A 20,007-nucleotide genomic window follows, 5' to 3' on the forward strand; every position below is an offset into this window, starting at 1 on the left:
ATCTCAAATCGTTTGACTGAGCCAGACTCGACAGCTCGCCCAACGTCTGAGCGCGGCTCGACTGAGCTGGACTCGATGGCTCGCCCAACGTCTCGCCGAAGTCTCAAAACTCAAATCTCAAATCGGCTGACTGGCCGATAATAGGTTTGTTTACTCCCCTCCTTGACTAGGGCACAAAACGATGTCTTTTTTTGTTTTACCCCAAACATAGCCAGATAAATCCCCCGACAATGGAGGATATTTATCCTGTACAAATCCCACTAACTTGCCAGAAATAATGTCAGGTCTATGAGTCTCCAACCCGTCTATAATCTTCGGTTTTTTATCATTTGGGTATTCTTTCGGGTGGGGTTTTTGAGTTGTTTGTCAGCTAACCTGTGGCGGCTTAAACAGAGTGTAATAGCTTGGTTTTAAGTCAAACATCACATCGTAGTTCTCGAATAGTATCGTTGGAGTTGTGCTAGATTCCTGTTTTTTGACTGCCCTCAGCAAATGACTCCTGCGCTTTGCACAGATTCTAGATAACTGACTGAGCCTCGTCGTTCTGCCAATTTTAACCTAGAGATACGAGTAGTTTATAGAGTTGAGATTATTAACAAATGAAGCCGGAACTGACTTATTTAACCGGCTGGATATCGGTATTTATAGCCTTTATTAAATATTTTAAGGGAATAATAGTGCTTTAATTCATGTGGTATGGATTGGACTCCATTCACTCATTTATATCGGTCAAATAAGTAGGTAAAAATATAGCTAATGTGGGTCGAGTGTTGAACTCATAAAGTGTTTTGTATAAGATGGAGTCTTAGGTTCCACCACCAATACAAGACATAGAAGGTATTTGTTTTAGCGCAAGTCTACCTACTATTTTAGTTTTTTTAAAATAGTTTTTAAGGGGCTGCCTCTATATTCTAAAAACGGGTTTGGGATTGTTATAGAATAATTACTACTTGCGAAAGTTTTAATTGCGAGAGTGTTTAATTGTTTGGTATGTTTTAGAGAATAGTACCCGCTCGCAATTCAAGCTGGAATGAGGGGCGATCGCACAAACCGGGTTTTATCAAAAAACCTGGTTTTTAGAGATGGCATTAATGGCAAGACTTGGGAGAGTGCCGACGGCCCATAACACCTGCAATTGACACCCGCCTCAACGAGCTAAGGTGTTCGACGACAAATATTCTGTTGGAAAAAAACTTGACATCAGCGGGTAATAGAAAGTAAAAATAAATAAAAGCAATAATAAAAATAAGGCTTTATGTTGGATTCGCGATCGAGGCTAGGCAAGTATGGCATTGAGAAGTTGCTAGCCCTAAAACAATTTTCGCTAAAATACATCCGGTAATATACGGAGTTTATATGATTTTTTCACAATTTAACATCTCAAATGGCAACAGCTATTCTTGACCTGGAAATGTCCAAACTTCCGCCAGAAATTAGGGTTGAGGAGCGTTACAGCAAAGCCTTGGTTTTAATTCGACTGCACGGAAAACCGATCGGCCAAGCTCTATTGTCGCTCGTCGGAGGTCACGCCGACGGCTCCCAATTGCGGGAAACACTGATGAACGCTGCGGGGGAGAACCTTTGGAAAAATTGGCTCTACGATACCCTCGCATGGGACGAACGCGGGCCTGTGCAGGCAATGCCGCTCGCCACAGTAGCGGTTTGCACGCGCGATCGCCCGGAAGATTTGCGGCGCTGTCTAGACGCGCTGATGCAGAACCCAGACGAGGGTCAGGAATACTTAGTAATTGACAATTGTCCCAGCACGGACGCTACCAAGGAAGTGGTCAAAAATTACCCACAAGTCCGCTATGTGCGCGAAGACGTACCAGGCTCCAGCGCTGCCCGTAACCGAGCTTTACGCGAAGCTAAACATGAATTCGTAGCCTTTACAGATGACGATGCTGCCCCCGATCCGAACTGGCTGCGATCGCTCTTGTTGAATTTTAGCGATCCGCGAGTTATGTGCGTCACGGGGCTGGTGATGCCCTTGGAACTGGAAACCGAAGCGCAAGAATGGTTTGAGTGGTACAGCCCGCACGGGCGGGGATTTGAGCGCCGAGTTTTTGATGGGGCACAGTGCAATCCTCTGATTGTGCATCTTGTGGGAGTTTCGGCGAGTATGGCTGTGCGGAAAAGTTTGATCGACTACATTGGCCTGTTTGACGAAGCTTTGGGGGCGGGAACACCCACGGTGGGTGGCGAAGACTGTGAACTCTTTGCCCGCATTTTGCGCGCGGGTTATTGCATTGTCTACGAGCCGAGAGCATTGAGCTGGCACCGCCATCGCCGCACTTGGGAAGAATTGCGAAAAACGCTCCAAGGCTACGGCATCGGAGTCTATGCTTTCTGGACGCGGCTGTTTGTAATCAACAGAGAATTTAGTGTGCCTCTATTAGCTTGGGGATGGCTGCGGTATAAGCAAATTCCCGAATTAATTGCTTCTTTGCGAAAGCAACCGGATGCGGTTCCGAGGGATTTGCTATGGGCTCAATTTCGCGGCTGCTTTAGCGGGCCGATGGCTTATTTTGCTTCTCGGAAGTTGTTACAAAAAATTAAGGGGAGCAATGAATAGGGATTTTTAGATTATTTTTAACGCCAGATGAAGGGAGATGAAATGCAGATGAAGTTAATTGTTGTAATGTAAATATGGAAAATCTAACAGTTAGCATAATTATTCCTAGCCACAACCGAAGTTCTTCGCTGCGGCGGGCTTTGGATGCTTTGCACTTGCAGACTTATCCGCTCGACCTGATCGAGGTTATTGTAGTGGCAGATAGCTGCATTGACGATACTTTGGCAATGCTACAAGACTACAAAGCTCCCTTTAAACTGCAGGCGATCGAGGTAAATTGCCGAAGTGCTTCCATCGCCCGCAATACTGGAGCGGCTTCGGCTACCGGGAAATTGCTGCTGTTTCTCGACGACGATATCGAAGCGCTGCCACCTTTGGTGGAAAGCCATGCGCGGGTTCACCGAGAGCGTCCGGGAGCGGCTGTCATGGGCCCCTATCCGCCTAAGTTGCACGGAGGAACTAGGTTTTTTGACGTGGAAGTGCGCTCGTGGTGGGAAGAGAAGTTTTATCAGATGAGCCAACCTGGTCACCGATTTACTTATCAAGATTTGCTCAGCGGCAACCTTTCTTTGGATGCAGAACTGTTTGGTCGTCTCGATGGGTTTGATTCGGCTTTTGGGAACTGCGGCGGAGAAGATTACGAGTTTGGGGTGCGTTTGCTGAAAGCTGGTGTACCTTTTGCTGTAGCGGGGGATGCTGTGGGCTATCATTACGAACACGAAACTAATAATCTCGATCGCTCTTTTCGCCGCTCTCGTCAGGAAGGGCGCTCGGATGTTTTGATAGGCCGCCGACACCCGGAACTTAGACCGATACTGCAGGTAGCAGCCTACGAAACTGCTTACTCGCTGGTAGATAAAATTGTGGTGGCGGTCACGTTTTTCTGGCCGGCTGCGGTAGATTGGCTAGCCCAGGGACTGAGGGAATCTCTTGATTTACTCGAAAGCTTGCGGATGCGGGGAACTTGGCGGTGGTTGCGGTCAAAATTGCGCGGTTATTGGTATTTGCGGGGTGTCATTGATGAGTTGAAAAGTCGCTCTGCTATTTCTAGTTTTATGCAAGGAGGCCCGGCCCGTGCTCATTTGGGCGGATATGAAATTAACATTGATTTGCAGCAAGGTTGGGAAGCTGCAGAAAGTCTGCTGGATGCGGAACGACCGGCTGGGGTTTACCTGTATTATGACCAACTGACAGTCGGTCATATTATTCCGCAAGCGGGCGCGGAACCGCTGCGGGGCGCTCACTTGCGATCTATTCTGGCGCTTCACTTTGCTCAACCGCTGGCTGGGGCGATCGCGGTTAACGGTTTGCCCCGCACTGCTGAAACGCTTGAAGACAAACCTTTAGTTGCTTTTGAAACTTACGAGTTAGCAATTAAGAGCTAAGTAAATAGGTACAAATAAAGATTACATGATTCGGGCAGGTGAGTGCCTTCATCTTCTCGCTTATATCTGGTTATGCTTAGCTAAACTAGCCCCTAGAAGATTTTTTTTTTCGTTCTTTTTTTCGTTCATATCTACTGAATTCGGGGAAGTTAAACCAAAAACTCAAACCTCCAACGTTGGGAAATTGGAAAGTTGCAACCCCAAAGTTAAAAGTCCCAAGTCAAAACTTTTCTATCTAGTGCCCGCTGCAAAATTTTCAGGAGCAAGTTATGGCAATAAAAGTGATGGAGATTGAGTTTACCGAACAGATTAATCCGATTAGGCAACTCGAACAATACGAAGGAGTTCGCATTTTAGTTCGCTACCGGGGACGCCTTCTGGGCTGGGCTTATGTTAGCAACAATCCCTGGGAACAAACAATTTCCGCTGAGCGAGTGCGACAAACAATTGTGGATCAGTTAGGAAAAGAGTTGGTGCGATCGACTTTAGGAGAGCAGTTCGGCGCTGTTTCTGAAGCAGTGGCGGATCGCCACCTGCCGTCAATTAGCGTTGTCATCTGCACGCGCGATCGCACAGATTTGCTCAAAGGCGCTCTGGAAGCTCTGCTCGCACTAGACTATCCCCACCGCGAAATTATCGTTATAGACAACGCTCCTGCAAACAGCAGCACCGCTGAATTAGTTGCGCGATTGCCGGTACGCTACGTCAAGGAAGAACGGCCAGGATTGGACTGGGCGCGCAATCGCGGGATCGCCGAAGCGCGGCATGAGATTATTGCTTTTACTGACGACGACGTGCGGCCCGATCGCGGTTGGCTGCGGGCGATCGCTTCGGCTTTTGCTGACCCGGACATTATGGCAGTTAGCGGTTTAGTGGCGGCAGCCGAACTGGAAACCTTGTCACAACAGCAATTTGAACTGATATATGGCGGAATGCTGCAACACCTCGACCGCCACAAAACCGACGGTAGCAAGCTTTCTGTGTGGGAGTTGCTGTGGGCGAGCAAATACGGCGTGGGGGCGAATATGGCTTTCCGGCGGCAAGTTTTCGAGGCTGTGGGCAATTTTGACGTTGCTCTCGATGTGGGGACTGCGACTCGCGGTGGTGGGGATATTGAGATGTTTCATCGGATTTTGGCTAAGGGATACTCGACTTTTTATGAGCCGAGAGCTTTTGTGTGGCACTTGCACCGGCGCAGCGCCGATGCTTTGAGCCGGCAGTTGCAGGATAACGGGCGCAGTTTTGGGGCTTATTTACTGACGTGCGCTCGCAACCGCACTGTGCCGCGCTGGGAAATTTTGAAATTTGCTATGTTTAATTGGTTCGGTTGGTGGCTGGTGCGCCGCTTGGGGGCTCCGGGTTTGCTGCCGCGCAAGTTGGTAGTCAGCGAGTTGCTAGGAGCTCTCGACAGTCCTTTTGCTTACAGAAAAGCGCAGTTGCAGGCGCAGCAGTTAGGTGAGATTGAGCCGGAAGAGCAGCTACAGTCTGAACCGCAGGAAGTTGCTGGAGGTGTGCGATGAGAAGTGTTCCAAAACTGATTGACAGGCGCAAAATCGCTCATTTCTTCGATTTGCTGCAGGTGTTGGTCGATCGCGATATGAAATTACTTTACAAGCGATCGGCTTTGGGAATTGCTTGGACTTTAATCAATCCGCTGTTGCAGTTAGCTGTATTTTCCTTTGTGTTTCGGTCTGTTGTACCGATTAACGTTCCGAAATTTTCTTCCTTTGCTTTCAGCGGTTTGTTAATCTGGAGTTGGTCTCAAACCGCATTATTTCAAGCAACTGGATTAATTACCAACAATAAAGCGCTAATCAGACAGCCTAATTTTCCCACGGCAATTTTGCCGGTAGTTACGACTATGACGGGACTAATTCACTTTCTGTTAGCTTTGCCGGTGTTAATTATCTTTCTGGCAATTGATGGCGTTCAGCCGAGTGCAGTGCTGTTTGTGTTGCCGCTGCTGATGGCTATTCAGTTTATTTTGACAGTCAGTTTGGCTTATCCCCTCGCCGCTTTGAATGTCACTTTTCGCGATACTCAGCACACTTTGGGCGTAGTTTTGCAGATGCTGTTTTACCTGACTCCGATTTTCTACGACCTCAACAGCGTCCCCAAAGAATTTCAGCCTCTTTATCAATTAAATCCAATGGTGCCACTGCTTGGAGCCTACCGCGCCATACTGCTCAAGGGTACGCAGCCGGATTGGGTGGCACTGTTAATTGTTAGCTTGGTTGTGGCTGCTCTTTTGCCGATCGGACTGGGAATTTTTAGACGGCAAAGCAATACTTTTGTGGAGGAATTGTAAATGCGTCAAGCTATTGTTGTCAAGGGTTTGGGGAAACGTTTCAACCGCTACTCTGCCGATCGACCTTATACGATTATGCAGGCCGCTTTGGCGGGTTTTCGGCAGATGAAACCGCAGGCGCGTTTTTGGGCACTGCGGGATATCAATTTCAGTGTTGCTCCCGGGGAAATGCTGGGAATTCTCGGCAAGAATGGCGCGGGAAAATCGACGCTGCTGCAACTTGTTGGCGGTATCGGCCACGCTCAAGAAGGAACTATTGAAGTTAATGGCAGAATTGGCGGTTTGTTGGATTTGGGTGCGGGTTTTCACTCGGATTTAACGGGCAGAGAAAATGTGTTTGTGGGTGCGGTGGTGGCCGGTTTGACTCGTCGGGAAGCGGCGCGCCGGTTTGATGATATTGTTGAATTTGCAGAATTGCAACAGTTTATTGATAGTCCGATGCGGACTTACAGTACGGGGATGCAAATGCGGCTGGCTTTTTCGGTGGCGGTGCACACTGATCCAGAAGTCCTGTTAGTTGATGAACATTTGTCAGTTGGTGATGTGGCTTTTCAAACTAAATGTTTGAACAGAATATCGGAGTTTAAGGCTCAAGGATGTGCGATTGTTTTGATTTCTCACAACGCGACGCAAATTCATAAACTGTGCGATCGGGCTTTGTGGCTGAAATCAGGTGAAATCGTGGCTTACGGGGAACCAGAAGTGGTAGTCGGTCAGTATTTGTCGGAAATGCGCCCACCAACCGAAAAACGCACTCCCATGCTTCCCCCTGAAGTGACGAGTACGGGTTCGCAACTGCGAATCAATGACAATCGTTTCGGTTCTTTGGAAGTAGAAATTACAGATGTTAAAGTGTTGCCGGATGATGAGATAAACAGTGGTGAGCCTATTACTGTGGAAATTCATTATTCTGTACCGAAGCCAATTTCGGCTGCTATTTTTGGCGTGACAATCAGCCGGGAAGACGGTCAAATTTGTTTTGAGACTAATACTAATCAAATGGGCAGATTGCTGCCGCTGGCGGAAGGTAAAGGCACAATCCGCCTGCACGTAGACAGGCTGGATTTAGGCAACGGTCAGTATTACGTGAATGCTGGGGTTTACGAGAAGAGTTTGGCTTACGCCTACGATTATCATTGGCACACTTATCCGCTGTACGTGCGATCGACTGTAAACCAAAAAACGATTCTTTGTCCGCCCTACCGCTGGGAATTTGATGGCAAAATGCAGGTTGCGGATTTACCAGAACCAGCCTATAAAGTTCACGCCTTGAATAAGGATAATCCTGCCTATGCCCAGATTTCGACTCAGTTAAAAAATAAGCAGGAACCTGACTTTTTAATTATTGGCGCTCAAAAGTGCGGCACGGAACCTCTATCCGCCTATCTGGCAAATCACTTGCAAATTATCAAAGATGGTTCCCGCAACATTCACTTTTTTGATTTGAATTTTGAGCGGGGCGTTGATTGGTACAGCAAGCAGTTGACGCGCAGTGTGGCGGATGAGAAGGTGTTGCTGTGGGAAATGACTCCTTACTATATTTATCATCCGTTGGTGGCAGAGCGGGTTTACAAGTGTTTTCCGGATGTTAAGCTAATTGTAATGCTGCGAAACCCGGTCAAACGAGCTTGGCTGCACTATCATTTAGAAGTGGCGAGCGGCTGCGAAAAGCTGGATTTTGAAAAGGCGATCGCTTCCGAACCAGATCGCCTAAAAGGTGAAATTGAAAAGATCAAAGCTGATCAAAGTTATTACAGTTTCAACCACCAACATTATTCTTATTTGTCACGAGGAATTTATGTTGAACAAATCAGGAATTGGCTCGATTATTTTCCGAGGGAACAGTTGCTAATTCTCAAAAGCGAAGATTCTGAGGCAAATGCCGACAAAGTTTTTTCTGAAGTGTTAGATTTCTTGGGTATTAGTGCGATCGCAAGTAAAGAATATGAGATGAATACGGTCGAGGAGTATAGCAAAATACCAGCAGCAATTGAACAACAATTGACAGAGTATTTTCAACCTTATAATCAGGAACTTTCTAATTTGTTAAAACAGGATTTTACTTGGAGTTAGAATGGGCAGGTTGGGTTAAGAAAACGAAACCCAACCCCCCCCCTCAAAATATACCGTTAATTATAAGGGCAAAATGTTATGAAACGCATATTTCTCGTAGGAGCGCCTCGCAGTGGCACAACAATTCTTCAAAGCTTGTTAGCGGCTCATCCAGAAGTTATTTCTTTTCCGGAATCTAAGTTTTTTCACTATTTGCTGTACGATCAGTTTGCGGGAAAGTTGCCAGGTAGAATGGAAGCTTTTTTTAAGGATGAGATTAAACGTCCTGAACTTTTGAAAGATTTTGATGACACCCAAACTGTGGAAGCTAAAGCTAGTTGGTTTGTGAGAGTTTTGGATGGTTTGGCGGCTGAACAAAAAAAAAGCATTTGGTTGGAAAAAACGCCGGAACACATATATTTTATTGATGACATACAGCGCTTTTTGCCCGATGCGAAATTCATACATATTTTACGAAACGGTATGGATACAATAGCTTCTATGTATGAGGCTACTAGGAATTTTAACGAATTGTGGGGCGCTGGTTGGGATTTAAACCACTGTATCGATCGGTGGGAACACGCGATGTTAACTAGCCACAAATATATTAATAAATTAAATCATATATTAGTTAAATATGAGGATCTTTTAGATAACAAAACACAAGTTCTAGGAAAAATTTGTAATTTTATGGGCATTGAATATGACGATAGAATGCTCGTTAACTATCAAGAAAAAGCAGCGAACCTCAGTTTAAATTTACCTTGGCACAAAGGAATTGAGAGAGATGTCAAAAGTAGTAACGTTCACAAATATCATAAAATTTTCACTCGCAAAGAAATCAGATATATTTTAGATAAAATTCAGCGAGTCAACGAGGAAATGGCCTGGAAAGTGACGGTGGAAGTGACGGAACGAATTTCGGATATTTACGCTTGGCAAATATGCGATCGCCTGTGCTGTACGATCACACTAGAAGGAATTAAACTCGGTATTATTGAATTGCCTATTTGCGATTGCATGGTTGCGGCTGGGATTTTGGCGGATGCGATCGCAGCCCAGTTTGCTTGGCCCATTCTCGATCGCTTCTTTCAACGAAATCGCTGCGAAAAAGGCAATAAATTGTGGGAAACTTTGCTGGAACCATTGCACCCTAAACATGACTGGACGCTATTTATGCAAGAATTATGGGGGCGTCCGCATTGGCATTTGGAGGATTTCTACAAGCCTGAAATAGCTGAGGAAGTCTCAACAATTACCATCGAAAAAAAATTGATTGTCTTAGAAATTAGCGAAAAATTTGCTAATATAAAAGTTGAGCTTTCTGAAATAGACGTGCTGGTGAAAGTAGGCGGCGTGGCTGTCGGTGTTGTCACTGTTGCGGTGGAAAATAATTTTGTTTCGGCTCAAAAATTGCGATCGACAATTACTCGAAATATGGGTTTTGAGTTGTGCATCGCCGCCGTGCGAGAAGCTTTGCTGGGAAAACCACTCAACGGCAAGCAATGGCTACGATCGCGCTTAGCCTCTTGTGCTCAACAAAGGTCTAATTTGCCCGACTGCTGGAATGCACCGGGTGCTGGGGGCATTTATCCCCCAAATGCGGTGATGTTCGGCAGGCGATCGGGTGCGATCGGGACGAGTGTCAGCCGTCGCGCCTCACTCCCGGCGGCGGCGCTGCAGGAAATCGAGTCAGCGGCGGCAATCGCTGGGGAACCGACAAGGCAAATTCCCCCAGAAAACGAGTTTCCAAAGCAAGTATTTTACGTTGGGGAACCGACAAGGCAAATTCCCCCAGAAAACGAGTTTCCAAAGCAAGTATTTTACGCACCGGAAATCATTTGCTCAAAATCTTCTTATCGGGAAGTTTCTCACTCGGTGAAACCTCAAGTTTTTGACAATCATAGCGTTACACAAAAACTCCCGATTCTCTCCTACCGCCGCATTTCTGCTGACGGTTTAGACGCAGTTACTCCCCAGATTTTTGAACAACAGTTACACAATCTCAAAAATCTGGGTTATTACAGTGCGAGTTTGGAAAATTGGCGAAGCGCGAAACAGGCTAAAACTCCTTTACCCGGTAAAGCTGTATTGATGACATTTGACGGCGGCTATCTCGACTTTTTCCAATATGCTTGGCCTCTGCTAAAACGCTTTGATTTTACAGCAACTGTTTTTTTGGTAGCGGAGTCAATAGGAAAGACAAATAGTTGGGAAAAAGCCGAATTTGAAGAAGTGCCGTTAATGGGATGGCCGGAAATTTTGCAACTGCGGGATGCAGGGATTGAATTCGGTTCTATGTCTGCTACTCATCAACCTTTGACTGCATTGTCGCCCACAGAAATTGTGCGGGAGGCGGCCAAATCCCGTGCTATCTTGGAACGGGGATTAGAGAAACCTGTTAAATGTTTTGCCTATCCTTACGGGGATGTCGATCCAATTGTAGCGCATTTAATTGGAGCGACTGGATATACTTTTGGTGTATCATATACATTAAATTTTAGCAGTTTTGACGATGCTTTATTGTCGCTGCCGCGCATTCAAGTCACCGCCGAAAATGCCTTAAAATTAGCTTAGTAAGGTGCGTCAATCAGCGAAATTTTTCCCTCAATTAACAGTCTCTCAACGGACGCACCTTACAAGTGAAACTTATTAATCAATTCCTTGATTTTTCGCTGCAAATAACCGCCTAATCCTCGGGAAATTTTCTCGAATTTATAATGAAATAAAATCTCCATAACATCTTCAGTTTTCATATACTTTAAATAAGAAATCATTTTATCTGTCAGTTTATCATTAACATCATCGATATACTTTCTCACCGCCAACCTTTCCGAAATATTCCATTTCTGATCAAACTTGCGGTGCATTTCCCTCTCATAATCTCGAAAATCTGAGATTTTCCCCTCCAAATACCTTTGAATATATTTCCCCGCGATTTGGGCACCATCCATCCCGTGTCTAATCCCTTCGCCACCCAAAAAATTTACTGTCGAGACACTATCGCCGATCGCAATTATATTATCCTTGCAATAAATATCCTTCAAACCACGACTGTACTTCAGCATGGAACCGTGTTTGTCAATAATTTTATAATTTTTAGACTTCAGATATTCATCAATCAATAAATCAATATATTTTTTCAGCGGTGACAAATGCCTCAGCGTTTTCTGCTCTAAAAAAATTCGGGCAGCACCAACTTTTAGCCTGTTTGGTTCCATTGGAAATATCCAAGAATAACCTTTAGGCATCCATTTATCACCCACAAATAAGATTAAATCGCCGCTGTGTTTATTGTAAATTTCTGGCTCTACTTCAATTAAATATTCGATTCCGGTTCCCGACAAAAAATCTGGCTTATCCTTCTCTTTTTCGTACATAATCGCCCTAGCAAAGCCAGTAGCATCAACCAATACTTTAGTGCTGACTTGGATAAGTTGACCGTCGGATAACTGTTTAAATTCGACTGTTGTTTCGCCCTTGCTTTGTAAATGTCCGGTGTAGCGATAACCAAGCCAAACTTCACCGCCAAATCGCTCAACTTCGCTGGCCAAAAATGCTCTAAATTTAGCAAAGTTGAGAACAACTCCCAAGCTTTCGGGAGACTCCCAAGTTTGACTGACTTTGCTAGTTTCAATAGTAAGTTTGTGCCAAAAACTGCCGATAACGGATTCTGGTAAATCGAATTGATAGAGGGTTTCTAGAGGTGTAGCGGCGCTAGAAAAGTCATTTTTATTAAAAGTGTCGTTTTGCTCGGCCAGCAAGACTTTGTGGCCGGATTTGGCTAGGATTCTCGCGCAGTGTCCGCCTGCGGGGCCGGCTCCTACTATTACTATGTCAAAACTTTTTAAATTCATTTTGCTTTTAACTCGCTGGCAATGTCAAAACACCCGCAGACATATCAACTACTAAGCGCCGATTTTTGAGCTACTGGCCGCTGATTAAAATTTAAGGTAGGATTTGGTTTCACGTTAGTCATGGTTTTTTCTCCCTTATCCTCAAGTCCTCCTTCAATCATGCTGCTCGGAGATCGAAGGGTAAGGTGCGCGAGGCGCACCCTACAATTCTAGCTATTTACACGCTAACGGGTGACTGTTTGCGGCTGAATGTTGCTAAGATGCGATCGGCCATTTGCGGTGGAGTTAACCCTAAACTTGCAAATGATTGCTCTGGCGTTGCATGATCTACTAATGTATCCGGTACGCCCAGCCGCATCAGCGGCACGAGGACATTATTGTCCAGCAACGATTCGGCTACTGCTGAACCGAAGCCGCCCATCAAAGAGCCTTCTTCTAAAGTGACAACTCGCCCGATTCGCTGTGCTAAAGGCAAGATTAATTCGGTGTCCAAAGGCTTGACAAAACGCGCATTGATGACAGTTGCTTCAATACCGTGTTCGCTCAGAATCTCGGCGGTTTGCATTGCCGGATAAACCATTGAACCGTAACCCAAGATCAGCAAATCGTCGCCGTTGCGGAGAATTTCGCCTTTGCCGATCGGCAACTCTTCCCAACCTTCTTCCATCAGAGGCACCCCGTAACCGTTGCCGCGCGGGTAACGCATGGTGATCGGGCCGCTGGTGTGGTTGATTCCTGTGACTATCATCCGCTGCAATTCTGCTTCATCTTTTGGCGCCATAATTGTCATATTTGGCAGGCACCGCAAGAAGGAAATGTCGTACATTCCTTGGTGAGTTGGGCCGTCAGCACCGACAATTCCAGCCCGATCCAAACAGAAGAAAACTGGCAAGTTTTGGATGCAAACATCGTGAATTATTTGGTCATATCCTCGCTGCACAAATGTCGAGTAAATTGCCACAACCGGGCGCATTCCTTCGCAGGCTAAACCAGCGGATAACGTCACGGCGTGCTGTTCGGCAATCCCGACATCAATGTACTGTTTCGGCAGTTTTTCATGAAGTTTATCCAGACCTGTTCCGGTTGCCATTGCAGCGGTAATGCCGACAATTTTGGGATTATCTTCTGCTAGCTTGACTAGGGCGTGGGCAAATACTTTCGAGTAAGCTGGAGGCTTGGGTTTAGTGGAGGGAAGGCCTTTGCCCGTGGCTAAGTTAAAGGGATTTTGGGCGTGATATCCTACTTGGTCTTTTTCGGCGATCGCATATCCTTTGCCCTTCACCGTCACCACGTGAACCAACACCGGCCCTTGAATGGTATGAGCTTGTTTGAAAGTGGCAATTAACTCTTCCAAATTGTGCCCATCTACCGGGCCCATGTAAGTAAAGCCTAATTCTTCAATTACTGCTCCAACTTTCGAGACTGCCAAGCGTTTCATCCCTTCTTTGAGGCGTTCCATTTCAGGAGTAAAAGTTTCGCCGACAAAGGGAATGTGTTTGAATTGTTCCTCTAAGTTATCTTTGAGAAACTGCACCGGTGGCGACAATCGCATCTTGTTCAAATAGCGGGTAATTGCGCCGACGTTTGGCGAGATTGACATCTCGTTGTCGTTGAGCACAACTAATAAATTGGTTTTCGGCATATGGCCCGCGTGGTTGATCGCTTCGAGTGCCATGCCGCCCGTCAATGCGCCGTCGCCGATGACTGCTACAGTTTTAAAGTTTTCCCCTTTGAGGTCGCGCGCCATTGCCATTCCTAGTGCTGCGGAAATGCTTGTGGAAGCGTGACCTGCGCCGAAGTGGTCAAATTTGCTCTCGCAGCGCTTGAGATAGCCTGCAACGCCGTCTTTTTGGCGTAGGGTGTGGAATTGGTTGTAGCGGCCGGTGATTAATTTGTGAGGATAAGCTTGGTGGCCCACATCCCAGGTAACTTTGTCGCGATCGAGGTCGAGTGTTTGGTAGAGTGCTAAGGTCAGTTCGACTACACCCAATCCTGGGCCGAGGTGGCCGCCGCTAGCGGCTACAGTTTCTAAATGCTTTTCTCGAATTTGTCGGGCAATTTGTTCGAGTTGATGAATCGAGAGGCCGTGTAATTGGTTTGGGTGAGTCAGTTCGCTGAGATGCATATTTTAAAATCTTGCTCCTGTGAATCAGGACGAATCCTTAACAGATATAGGTTGTGCCTGCGACGTTGGGTACGCGCAAACGTTAGAATAGTTTAACGGTTATTTGAGAAAAACTGTTAGCCGTAAGATTTTTGTTATTTTTGGCATTGTAATTATAGTTAATAAATTGCGCCCAGTCAATATAAAAGAAGCTTATGTTCTTAGTTGCTAATCGCTAATTGTTAGCTGCATGGAGATTCTTAAGCATTTAAAGCTAAATAAGCCCACCTAAAAAAATAGAATACTCACATACCCGACTCCTTTAAGAAGTCGGGTATCTAACAGAAGAACGTTTTACGTTTAATTAGAGCGACCTACTTACTTTTTGTCAGAAAAGGACGAGTTCCCTTTTCTATTTATCGGTTTTTCAGTTAAAACAAAAAAGGATCTCGCCCCCATCGATTACAACATTTGCTCTAATTCAGCCGATCGAACTTCTGGCAATTTCTCAGCCCCAGTCGTATCAAATACGATCGCCTGTTTAGCCACCAGCAACAACCGCCGTAAAATTTGCATATATCCCTCAGCATCGCCTCGGCGGTGGAACCGAGCCACAACCAATCGCTGCATATTTGGCAATTGCCGCACGATACACCAGGGATGAGTGTTTAATTTGGGCTTTGATGTTGGTATCCTAGGGTAATACTTCCCCACGTTCGTGGGGTGTGGTAGAAAAAGCGATCGCCCTTAAGTTTTCGAGGCTAGGAGGGCGATCGTTTTCAGTGTACAGAGCTATTGTATGTTGCATACGCATCAATGTCAATCTAAAGCATGGGATACGTTAGACTGCGGATTCGAGAACTAGCTGAGCAAAAGGGTTGGACTCTAAAGCAAGTTGCCGATCAATCAGGAGTGAATTACAACACTGTTAGAAGCTACGTTCAGCGCGATGCTTTGAACACGGCCGATATTTCTGCTGTCTACAAAATCGCCCGCGCCTTCGATGTGACGATGGAAGATTTGGTTGAGATTTTGGAAGATTAAGGGGCAGACTGAAGATGCGATTCCTTCCCGGTAAAAGATAATCTACTTCTTCCTTCTGCTTCCTCCTTCTTCCTTCGCGTCCTTGGTGTCTTCGCGGTTCAATAATATAGACAGTATTGGTGCTAGACTCGCGTTTGACTCTGCAAAATTTCTGCCAACAACCGCTCTTGAGTTTTCGCCGGTTCTTTGCAAGTCAAACACTCGCAAACTAACCCGATAACACCTTCAGGCAAATCAGCCTCAATCTGACAGACCGCAGTCGGATAATACTGCGAAATCAACCCAGAAATTTGATCGGGAGTCGTGCGAATCAGGGTAGAATGCTGATACCAGTCGATCGCCGAAAGTAGACTCGGACAAGCTTGCGGAGCGTCTTGTACAATACTGCTGAAAGCTTGCAAACCTTGTTGGGCGCGATCGAGATATTCTAAATTCGGGCCCAACAGCGCGAGGCGAACCAAAGAGGCGATCGCAATTCCATTCGCCGCCGGAGTTGCATTGTCTATATAGCTGCGTTCCCGCACCAACAAATCTCCGCTAGCATCCTTAGCAGTATTGTAATATCCTCCCAATTCCACGCTCCACAAAAACTCATCAAATTCTTCTTGCACCTGCACAGCTTTATTCAACCAAAACTGAGAATTCGGCAACTGTTTTGCCTCTTCCCCGTTTCCTAGAGTCAAACTCGCTTGGTGCAAATCCAACAAAGCTTTCACAAACAAAGCATAATCTTCCGACTGCGCGGTCACAGCAGAGTGTCCGTCATAATTTAACCGCTGAAACCGCCCATCCGTCCACTGATTATCTAAAATAAAATTAGCAGCTTTCACCGCTAATTCCAGATATTCCCAATTCCCAAAAACCGCTGCCGCGCGGGCTAAACCAGAAATCACTAAGCTATTCCAAGCAGCAATCATTTTCGTGTCAGTAACGGCGGGAATTCTACCCGGCCAACTTTCGTTTTTAGCTTCTTGATTGTTGCGGGCTGGCGGAAAGGTTTTTACACTATCGGGATTGCCACCGTAGCGAACTTGAAAGAGTTTAGCTAAAGCCGTTTTTACCGTGTCGCTCAGTTTTCCTGGATGGCGGCGCTGTAATACATTCTTGCCTTCAAAATTGCCGCTGCGACTAACAGTAAAGTGTGCTTTAATTTCCGCCAATTCCTCAGGAGTTAATAGTTGTTCCAGTTCGGCATAAGTCCAGACATAAAATGCTCCTTCTTCCGGTTCAACTTCCTCTGAAGTGTTAAAACTATCAGCATCCTGTGCAGCATAAAAATAGCCTGTTGGCGCGGTCATTTCTCGCTTCAACCATTCTACTGTCCCCGCGATCGCAGTTTCAAAAGCGGGTTCTTGTATTCCCGCGCCCCACAAGTTTGCTAAATACTCAACAATTTGACCGTTGTCGTAGAGCATTTTTTCAAAGTGTGGCACAGTCCAAGTCGGATCAACCGTATAGCGGTGAAATCCGCCTCCTACCTGGTCATAAATGCCGCCCAATGCTAAGTCTAATCCGCGCTGAGTGCAGACTTGTTTGCTGTCGTATTTTGATTCAAAATTAAATCGCGTTCCCCGCAGGGCTAGCTCAGCATAAGGTATCATCGGAAAACTGGGCCCGGGGTTGTGGCCGGCAACAATTCCGGTGTTGAGTTCTAAGCCTTTTTGAAAGATTTCGCGATTTAATTCGGCGGTTACTCCTGACAGCGCTGCCGTCTGTTGGAGGTTGCCTAAAATCTCTGCTTTGAAGGCTTCTACTTTGCCTTTTTCTGTGTCGTAAAAGCGGCGAATTGCTTGCAAAACTTCTAAAAATCCCGGCCGTCCGTAGCGCGGTTCTACGGGGAAATAAGTGCCTCCGTAGAAGGGTACTCGCTCGTCGGGAGTGAGAAAAACGTTGAGCGGCCAACCGCCTTGACCGGTCATCATTTGCAAGGTTTGCATATAAATGCTGTCGATATCCGGTCGTTCTTCGCGATCGACTTTTACGGGTATAAAGTGCGAATTCATGTATTCGGCGATCGCGCGATCGGAAAATGCTTCCCCTTCCATCACCGTACACCAGTGGCAGCTAGAGTAGCCAATTGACAGGAAAATCGGTTTATTTTCGCTCCGGGCCGCTTCCAAAGCTTCGTCGCACCAAGGCCACCAGTCGATCGGATTTTCGGCGTGTTTCCGCAGGTAAAGGCTTTGGGATTGAGCAAGACGGTTGACCATAATCAAATATACTTTAACTCGTACTCAGTAAGCTTGTTATTTCTCTCGTAGTGTAGCGTGAGATGTTTTAGTTGAGTTGTTGCCGATAATCATGTTTTAATATTATGGCTGAGTATCTCGATCTAACATGAGTTTATCATCTCGGAGAACCTTCAATCAACGGCTCGGACAATTTTTGCTGAGCGCGGCAGTTCCTCCTACTGTTTCCCAACTGTACCAAACTGAATATTCGGACCAAGCTTTATTAGAAACGAATCTTAACAATTTTCTGGCGAAAGCAGACCCAGAAATAGAATTATTAGTCCCGACCTTTTTAGGTAACGACAAGCGCCGCTTCTACGGTCGAGGTGTTCCGAAAAGCTTGAAGTTAATCGACAAATTTCAACTCGGCAGTGGCAGGACTTTTTTGGGAAGGCGGTCTGTAGTTTGGAGCGGTGCCGGCTGGACTGGACAGCCGACAATTACCAGAGACGGGGGAAAAACTTATTTAATTATAGGTGCTTATGACCACAATTTGCGAAAAATAGATATTGCTACCAATAAAGAAGTTTGGCGCTATAAATTTGATGATATGATCAAAGGATCATCAACGATTTATATCGATGAAAAAGCGAGTGCTGAAAACAGAATTGTGGTTTTGCAAGGCAGCCGCAGTGGCGGGGCTGGCAAAAAAGTAGTGCCGAGTTTTAGGGCAATATCTTTTAGAACTGGCAAGGAACTTTGGAAATTGGACATCAGGAGAACGCCCAGCTACAGCCGCGATAATGACAGCAGCGCTTTGGATCTCGGCGGTGGCGTTTTGTTCAATGCGGGGGAAAATGGGATCGGCTATTTTCTCGATAGTTCCACAAGCCAAGCCAAAATTAAACAAGGAATCAAGCAGCCAAATATCTTGTCGGAAGTACAGCTTTATGCAGCAGGAGATATCAGCAAGCACAGGGGAAACCTGGTCGCGGAATCATCGCCGTCCCGGCTCAAAGATAGAATATTTATAGCTGCTGGTTCCGGTCATATTTACGGTATTAGCATTGAAACTAAAAAGATAGTTTGGGATTTCTATACGGGCTCAGATTTGGATGGAAGTGCTGTAATTTCTAAATCAGGAAAACTGTTTTGTGCCCTTGAAAAACAATACATTCAGGGCAACGGCGGAGTGCTGAAGCTGAATCCCAACAAGGAACCGAATGCCAGCGTCGAATGGTTTTTGCCTACCGGAAATCGCCGACTTTCTAGCTGGGAAGGCGGGATAATTGGCTCGGTGGCGTTGAATGATGAGTACAATTCAGGGGAGTTTCCGGCGCTGTTTGCCACAAATGCGATCGACGGCAATTTGTACATCGGTTCCCAAGATATGATTACAGGTAAAAAAATTGCTGTCCCTTGGCGAAATCAGTCTTACGATACTCCTGTAATAGTGTTTAAAAAAGCGATTGGTTCTTCAATTTCGACTCCGATTTTTACCGATGGTAATAAACTGATCAGTGCCGGATACAACGGTGTCTATTTGTTCAATTTGAATTGGGAACGAGCGAAGTCTGGGGATGAGAATGCTTTGAGAAATGCTAAAGGCGAGTTTTACCGTTTGAAAGTAATAGAATCGGGGAGATTTAAGCCGGGTTTGTCCTTTGAGGCGACGCCTGTAGTTTGGGACGGAATTGTGAGGATTTGCGCGAGGGATGGCTGGATGTATACTTTGGGGTGAACTACCTACAGTCTTGGCGACTGTCGGAAGTGCGATCGCATCCTCATTTTCTAGATGTTGAAATCCGCCAATGCCACTACCTGCCGTTTAACTGCGCTTATATCTTTCATATAAAGGATGTCACGAATTATCGGAAACCTGTTATAACAATCCTCGCATCATTTGTGAATTTCTTACTTTCTCAGAGCGAGTTCGGGGAGGGTTGGGGTGAGGTAAAAATTTACGACTTATTTACGATTGCTATAGCAGCAGTGCACGAGCTTGATTGGTCGCTGTTGATTTTACTAATCTGGGGATTGGGATTGTCGCTGAATGCTTGGAATGTTTATCAAAGTGAAGGGGAAGAGTACGAACAAGCGTGTGGGCGGGGGCGGTTGAAGAAATCGGTGGGACAGTGAAAAGCGCTTTTTATGGGTATAAAGTGCGAATTCATGTATTGGACGATCGCGCGATGATCGCAAAATGCTTCACCTTCCATCACCCTACACCAGTGGCAGCTAGAGTAATTGACAGAAAAATCGGTTTATTTTCCCTCCAGGCCCTTGATCAGGCTTCGTCGCACCAGGCCCACCAGCCGATCGGAGTTTCAGGGTGTTTTCGCAGAAAAAGGCTTTGGGATTGAGCAAGACGGTTGACCATAATCAAATCCACTTGAACTTTTGCTGGGTAAGCCTGTCAGTTCTCTAGCAGTTTAGCGCGAGATGTTTTAGCTGAGTTGCTGCTGATCATCCTGTTTTCATACGATCGCTGATAATTTAGATGTCAAATGA

At 46.0% G+C, this 20,007-nt stretch carries 14 protein-coding genes and 1 pseudogene; 10 read left to right on the forward strand and 5 right to left on the reverse strand.

Translation table 11 applies throughout. The annotated features are described in order from the left end of the window. Nucleotides 1–1,384: 1,384 nt before the first annotated feature. The 7 genes from D0A34_03730 to D0A34_03760 all read left to right on the forward strand — a co-directional run bounded on the left by D0A34_03730 (nt 1,385) and on the right by D0A34_03760 (nt 10,897). Nucleotides 1,385–2,575, forward strand: coding sequence for a glycosyltransferase (locus D0A34_03730; GenBank protein UNU18089.1), 1,191 nt, complete (start codon nt 1,385–1,387; stop codon nt 2,573–2,575). 74 nt (nt 2,576–2,649) lie between these two features. After that, nucleotides 2,650–3,960 (forward strand): glycosyltransferase family 2 protein, encoded by a 1,311-nt coding sequence (locus D0A34_03735; protein UNU18090.1) that lies wholly within the window; start codon nt 2,650–2,652, stop codon nt 3,958–3,960. Nucleotides 3,961–3,985: 25 nt separating this feature from the next. Continuing rightward, a complete protein-coding gene (locus D0A34_03740; protein ID UNU18091.1) occupies nt 3,986–4,255 on the forward strand; it encodes a hypothetical protein in 270 nt (89 codons plus the stop codon). Next, entirely contained in the window at nt 4,230–5,480 is a 1,251-nt protein-coding gene (locus D0A34_03745) for a glycosyltransferase (GenBank protein UNU18092.1), read from the forward strand. The genes D0A34_03740 and D0A34_03745 overlap by 26 nt, the downstream gene beginning before the upstream one ends. Beyond that, nucleotides 5,477–6,268 carry an ABC transporter permease gene (locus D0A34_03750; GenBank protein UNU18093.1) on the forward strand — a complete coding sequence of 264 codons (792 nt, stop codon included), beginning with the start codon at nt 5,477–5,479 and terminating at the stop codon, nt 6,266–6,268. The genes D0A34_03745 and D0A34_03750 overlap by 4 nt, the downstream gene beginning before the upstream one ends. Continuing rightward, a complete protein-coding gene (locus tag D0A34_03755) occupies nt 6,269–8,341 on the forward strand; it encodes an ATP-binding cassette domain-containing protein (protein ID UNU18094.1) in 2,073 nt (690 codons plus the stop codon). Nucleotides 8,342–8,419: 78 nt separating this feature from the next. Then, the gene (locus D0A34_03760; protein UNU18095.1) at nt 8,420–10,897 is read left to right on the forward strand and encodes a polysaccharide deacetylase; all 2,478 of its coding nucleotides are present in this window, start codon (nt 8,420–8,422) and stop codon (nt 10,895–10,897) included. A gap of 59 nt (nt 10,898–10,956) precedes the next feature. Here D0A34_03760 and D0A34_03765 read toward each other — a convergent pair whose 3' ends face one another. The 3 genes from D0A34_03765 to D0A34_03775 all read right to left on the reverse strand — a co-directional run bounded on the left by D0A34_03765 (nt 10,957) and on the right by D0A34_03775 (nt 14,974). Beyond that, the gene (locus D0A34_03765) at nt 10,957–12,177 is read right to left on the reverse strand and encodes an NAD(P)/FAD-dependent oxidoreductase (GenBank protein ID UNU18096.1); all 1,221 of its coding nucleotides are present in this window, start codon (nt 12,175–12,177) and stop codon (nt 10,957–10,959) included. Nucleotides 12,178–12,394: 217 nt separating this feature from the next. Beyond that, a complete protein-coding gene (locus D0A34_03770; GenBank protein UNU18097.1) occupies nt 12,395–14,302 on the reverse strand; it encodes a 1-deoxy-D-xylulose-5-phosphate synthase in 1,908 nt (635 codons plus the stop codon). Nucleotides 14,303–14,743: 441 nt separating this feature from the next. Beyond that, nucleotides 14,744–14,974 (reverse strand): hypothetical protein, encoded by a 231-nt coding sequence (locus tag D0A34_03775; protein UNU22158.1) that lies wholly within the window; start codon nt 14,972–14,974, stop codon nt 14,744–14,746. Between the two features lie 138 nt (nt 14,975–15,112). Between D0A34_03775 and D0A34_03780 the strand changes: the two genes are divergently transcribed. Then, nucleotides 15,113–15,325 carry an XRE family transcriptional regulator gene (locus D0A34_03780; protein UNU18098.1) on the forward strand — a complete coding sequence of 71 codons (213 nt, stop codon included), beginning with the start codon at nt 15,113–15,115 and terminating at the stop codon, nt 15,323–15,325. A 122-nt stretch (nt 15,326–15,447) separates the two neighbouring features. On the opposite strand, the gene D0A34_03785 is transcribed toward D0A34_03780, so the two are convergent. Next, entirely contained in the window at nt 15,448–17,535 is a 2,088-nt protein-coding gene (locus tag D0A34_03785; GenBank protein UNU18099.1) for a thioredoxin domain-containing protein, read from the reverse strand. Between the two features lie 127 nt (nt 17,536–17,662). On the opposite strand from D0A34_03785, the gene D0A34_03790 reads away from it, so the two are divergent. Together D0A34_03790 and D0A34_03795 are read left to right on the forward strand one after the other, a co-directional pair. After that, nucleotides 17,663–19,237 carry a hypothetical protein gene (locus tag D0A34_03790; GenBank protein ID UNU18100.1) on the forward strand — a complete coding sequence of 525 codons (1,575 nt, stop codon included), beginning with the start codon at nt 17,663–17,665 and terminating at the stop codon, nt 19,235–19,237. Then, entirely contained in the window at nt 19,201–19,635 is a 435-nt protein-coding gene (locus D0A34_03795; GenBank protein UNU18101.1) for a hypothetical protein, read from the forward strand. Before D0A34_03790 ends, D0A34_03795 begins: the two co-directional genes overlap by 37 nt. An 8-nt stretch (nt 19,636–19,643) precedes the next feature. Here the strand turns inward: D0A34_03795 and D0A34_03800 are convergent. Beyond that, nucleotides 19,644–19,876: pseudogene (locus tag D0A34_03800) on the reverse strand (DUF255 domain-containing protein). Nucleotides 19,877–20,007: the final 131 nt, after the last annotated feature.

Source organism: Microcoleus vaginatus PCC 9802 (assembly GCA_022701275.1).
Lineage (GTDB): Bacteria > Cyanobacteriota > Cyanobacteriia > Cyanobacteriales > Microcoleaceae > Microcoleus > Microcoleus vaginatus_A.

What these genes read in the sequence shown, in the direction of transcription:
- D0A34_03750 (UNU18093.1), top strand. Translation starts at nt 5,477, where the DNA reads ATGAGAAGTGTTCCAAAACTGATTGACAGGCGCAAAATCGCTCATTTC.
- D0A34_03790 (UNU18100.1), top strand. Translation starts at nt 17,663, where the DNA reads ATGAGTTTATCATCTCGGAGAACCTTCAATCAACGGCTCGGACAATTT.
- D0A34_03785 (UNU18099.1), bottom strand. Translation starts at nt 17,535, where the DNA reads ATGGTCAACCGTCTTGCTCAATCCCAAAGCCTTTACCTGCGGAAACAC.
- D0A34_03760 (UNU18095.1), top strand. Translation starts at nt 8,420, where the DNA reads ATGAAACGCATATTTCTCGTAGGAGCGCCTCGCAGTGGCACAACAATT.
- D0A34_03745 (UNU18092.1), top strand. Translation starts at nt 4,230, where the DNA reads ATGGCAATAAAAGTGATGGAGATTGAGTTTACCGAACAGATTAATCCG.
- D0A34_03765 (UNU18096.1), bottom strand. Translation starts at nt 12,177, where the DNA reads ATGAATTTAAAAAGTTTTGACATAGTAATAGTAGGAGCCGGCCCCGCA.
- D0A34_03735 (UNU18090.1), top strand. Translation starts at nt 2,650, where the DNA reads ATGGAAAATCTAACAGTTAGCATAATTATTCCTAGCCACAACCGAAGT.
- D0A34_03770 (UNU18097.1), bottom strand. Translation starts at nt 14,302, where the DNA reads ATGCATCTCAGCGAACTGACTCACCCAAACCAATTACACGGCCTCTCG.
- D0A34_03740 (UNU18091.1), top strand. Translation starts at nt 3,986, where the DNA reads ATGATTCGGGCAGGTGAGTGCCTTCATCTTCTCGCTTATATCTGGTTA.
- D0A34_03755 (UNU18094.1), top strand. Translation starts at nt 6,269, where the DNA reads ATGCGTCAAGCTATTGTTGTCAAGGGTTTGGGGAAACGTTTCAACCGC.
- D0A34_03780 (UNU18098.1), top strand. Translation starts at nt 15,113, where the DNA reads ATGGGATACGTTAGACTGCGGATTCGAGAACTAGCTGAGCAAAAGGGT.
- D0A34_03730 (UNU18089.1), top strand. Translation starts at nt 1,385, where the DNA reads ATGGCAACAGCTATTCTTGACCTGGAAATGTCCAAACTTCCGCCAGAA.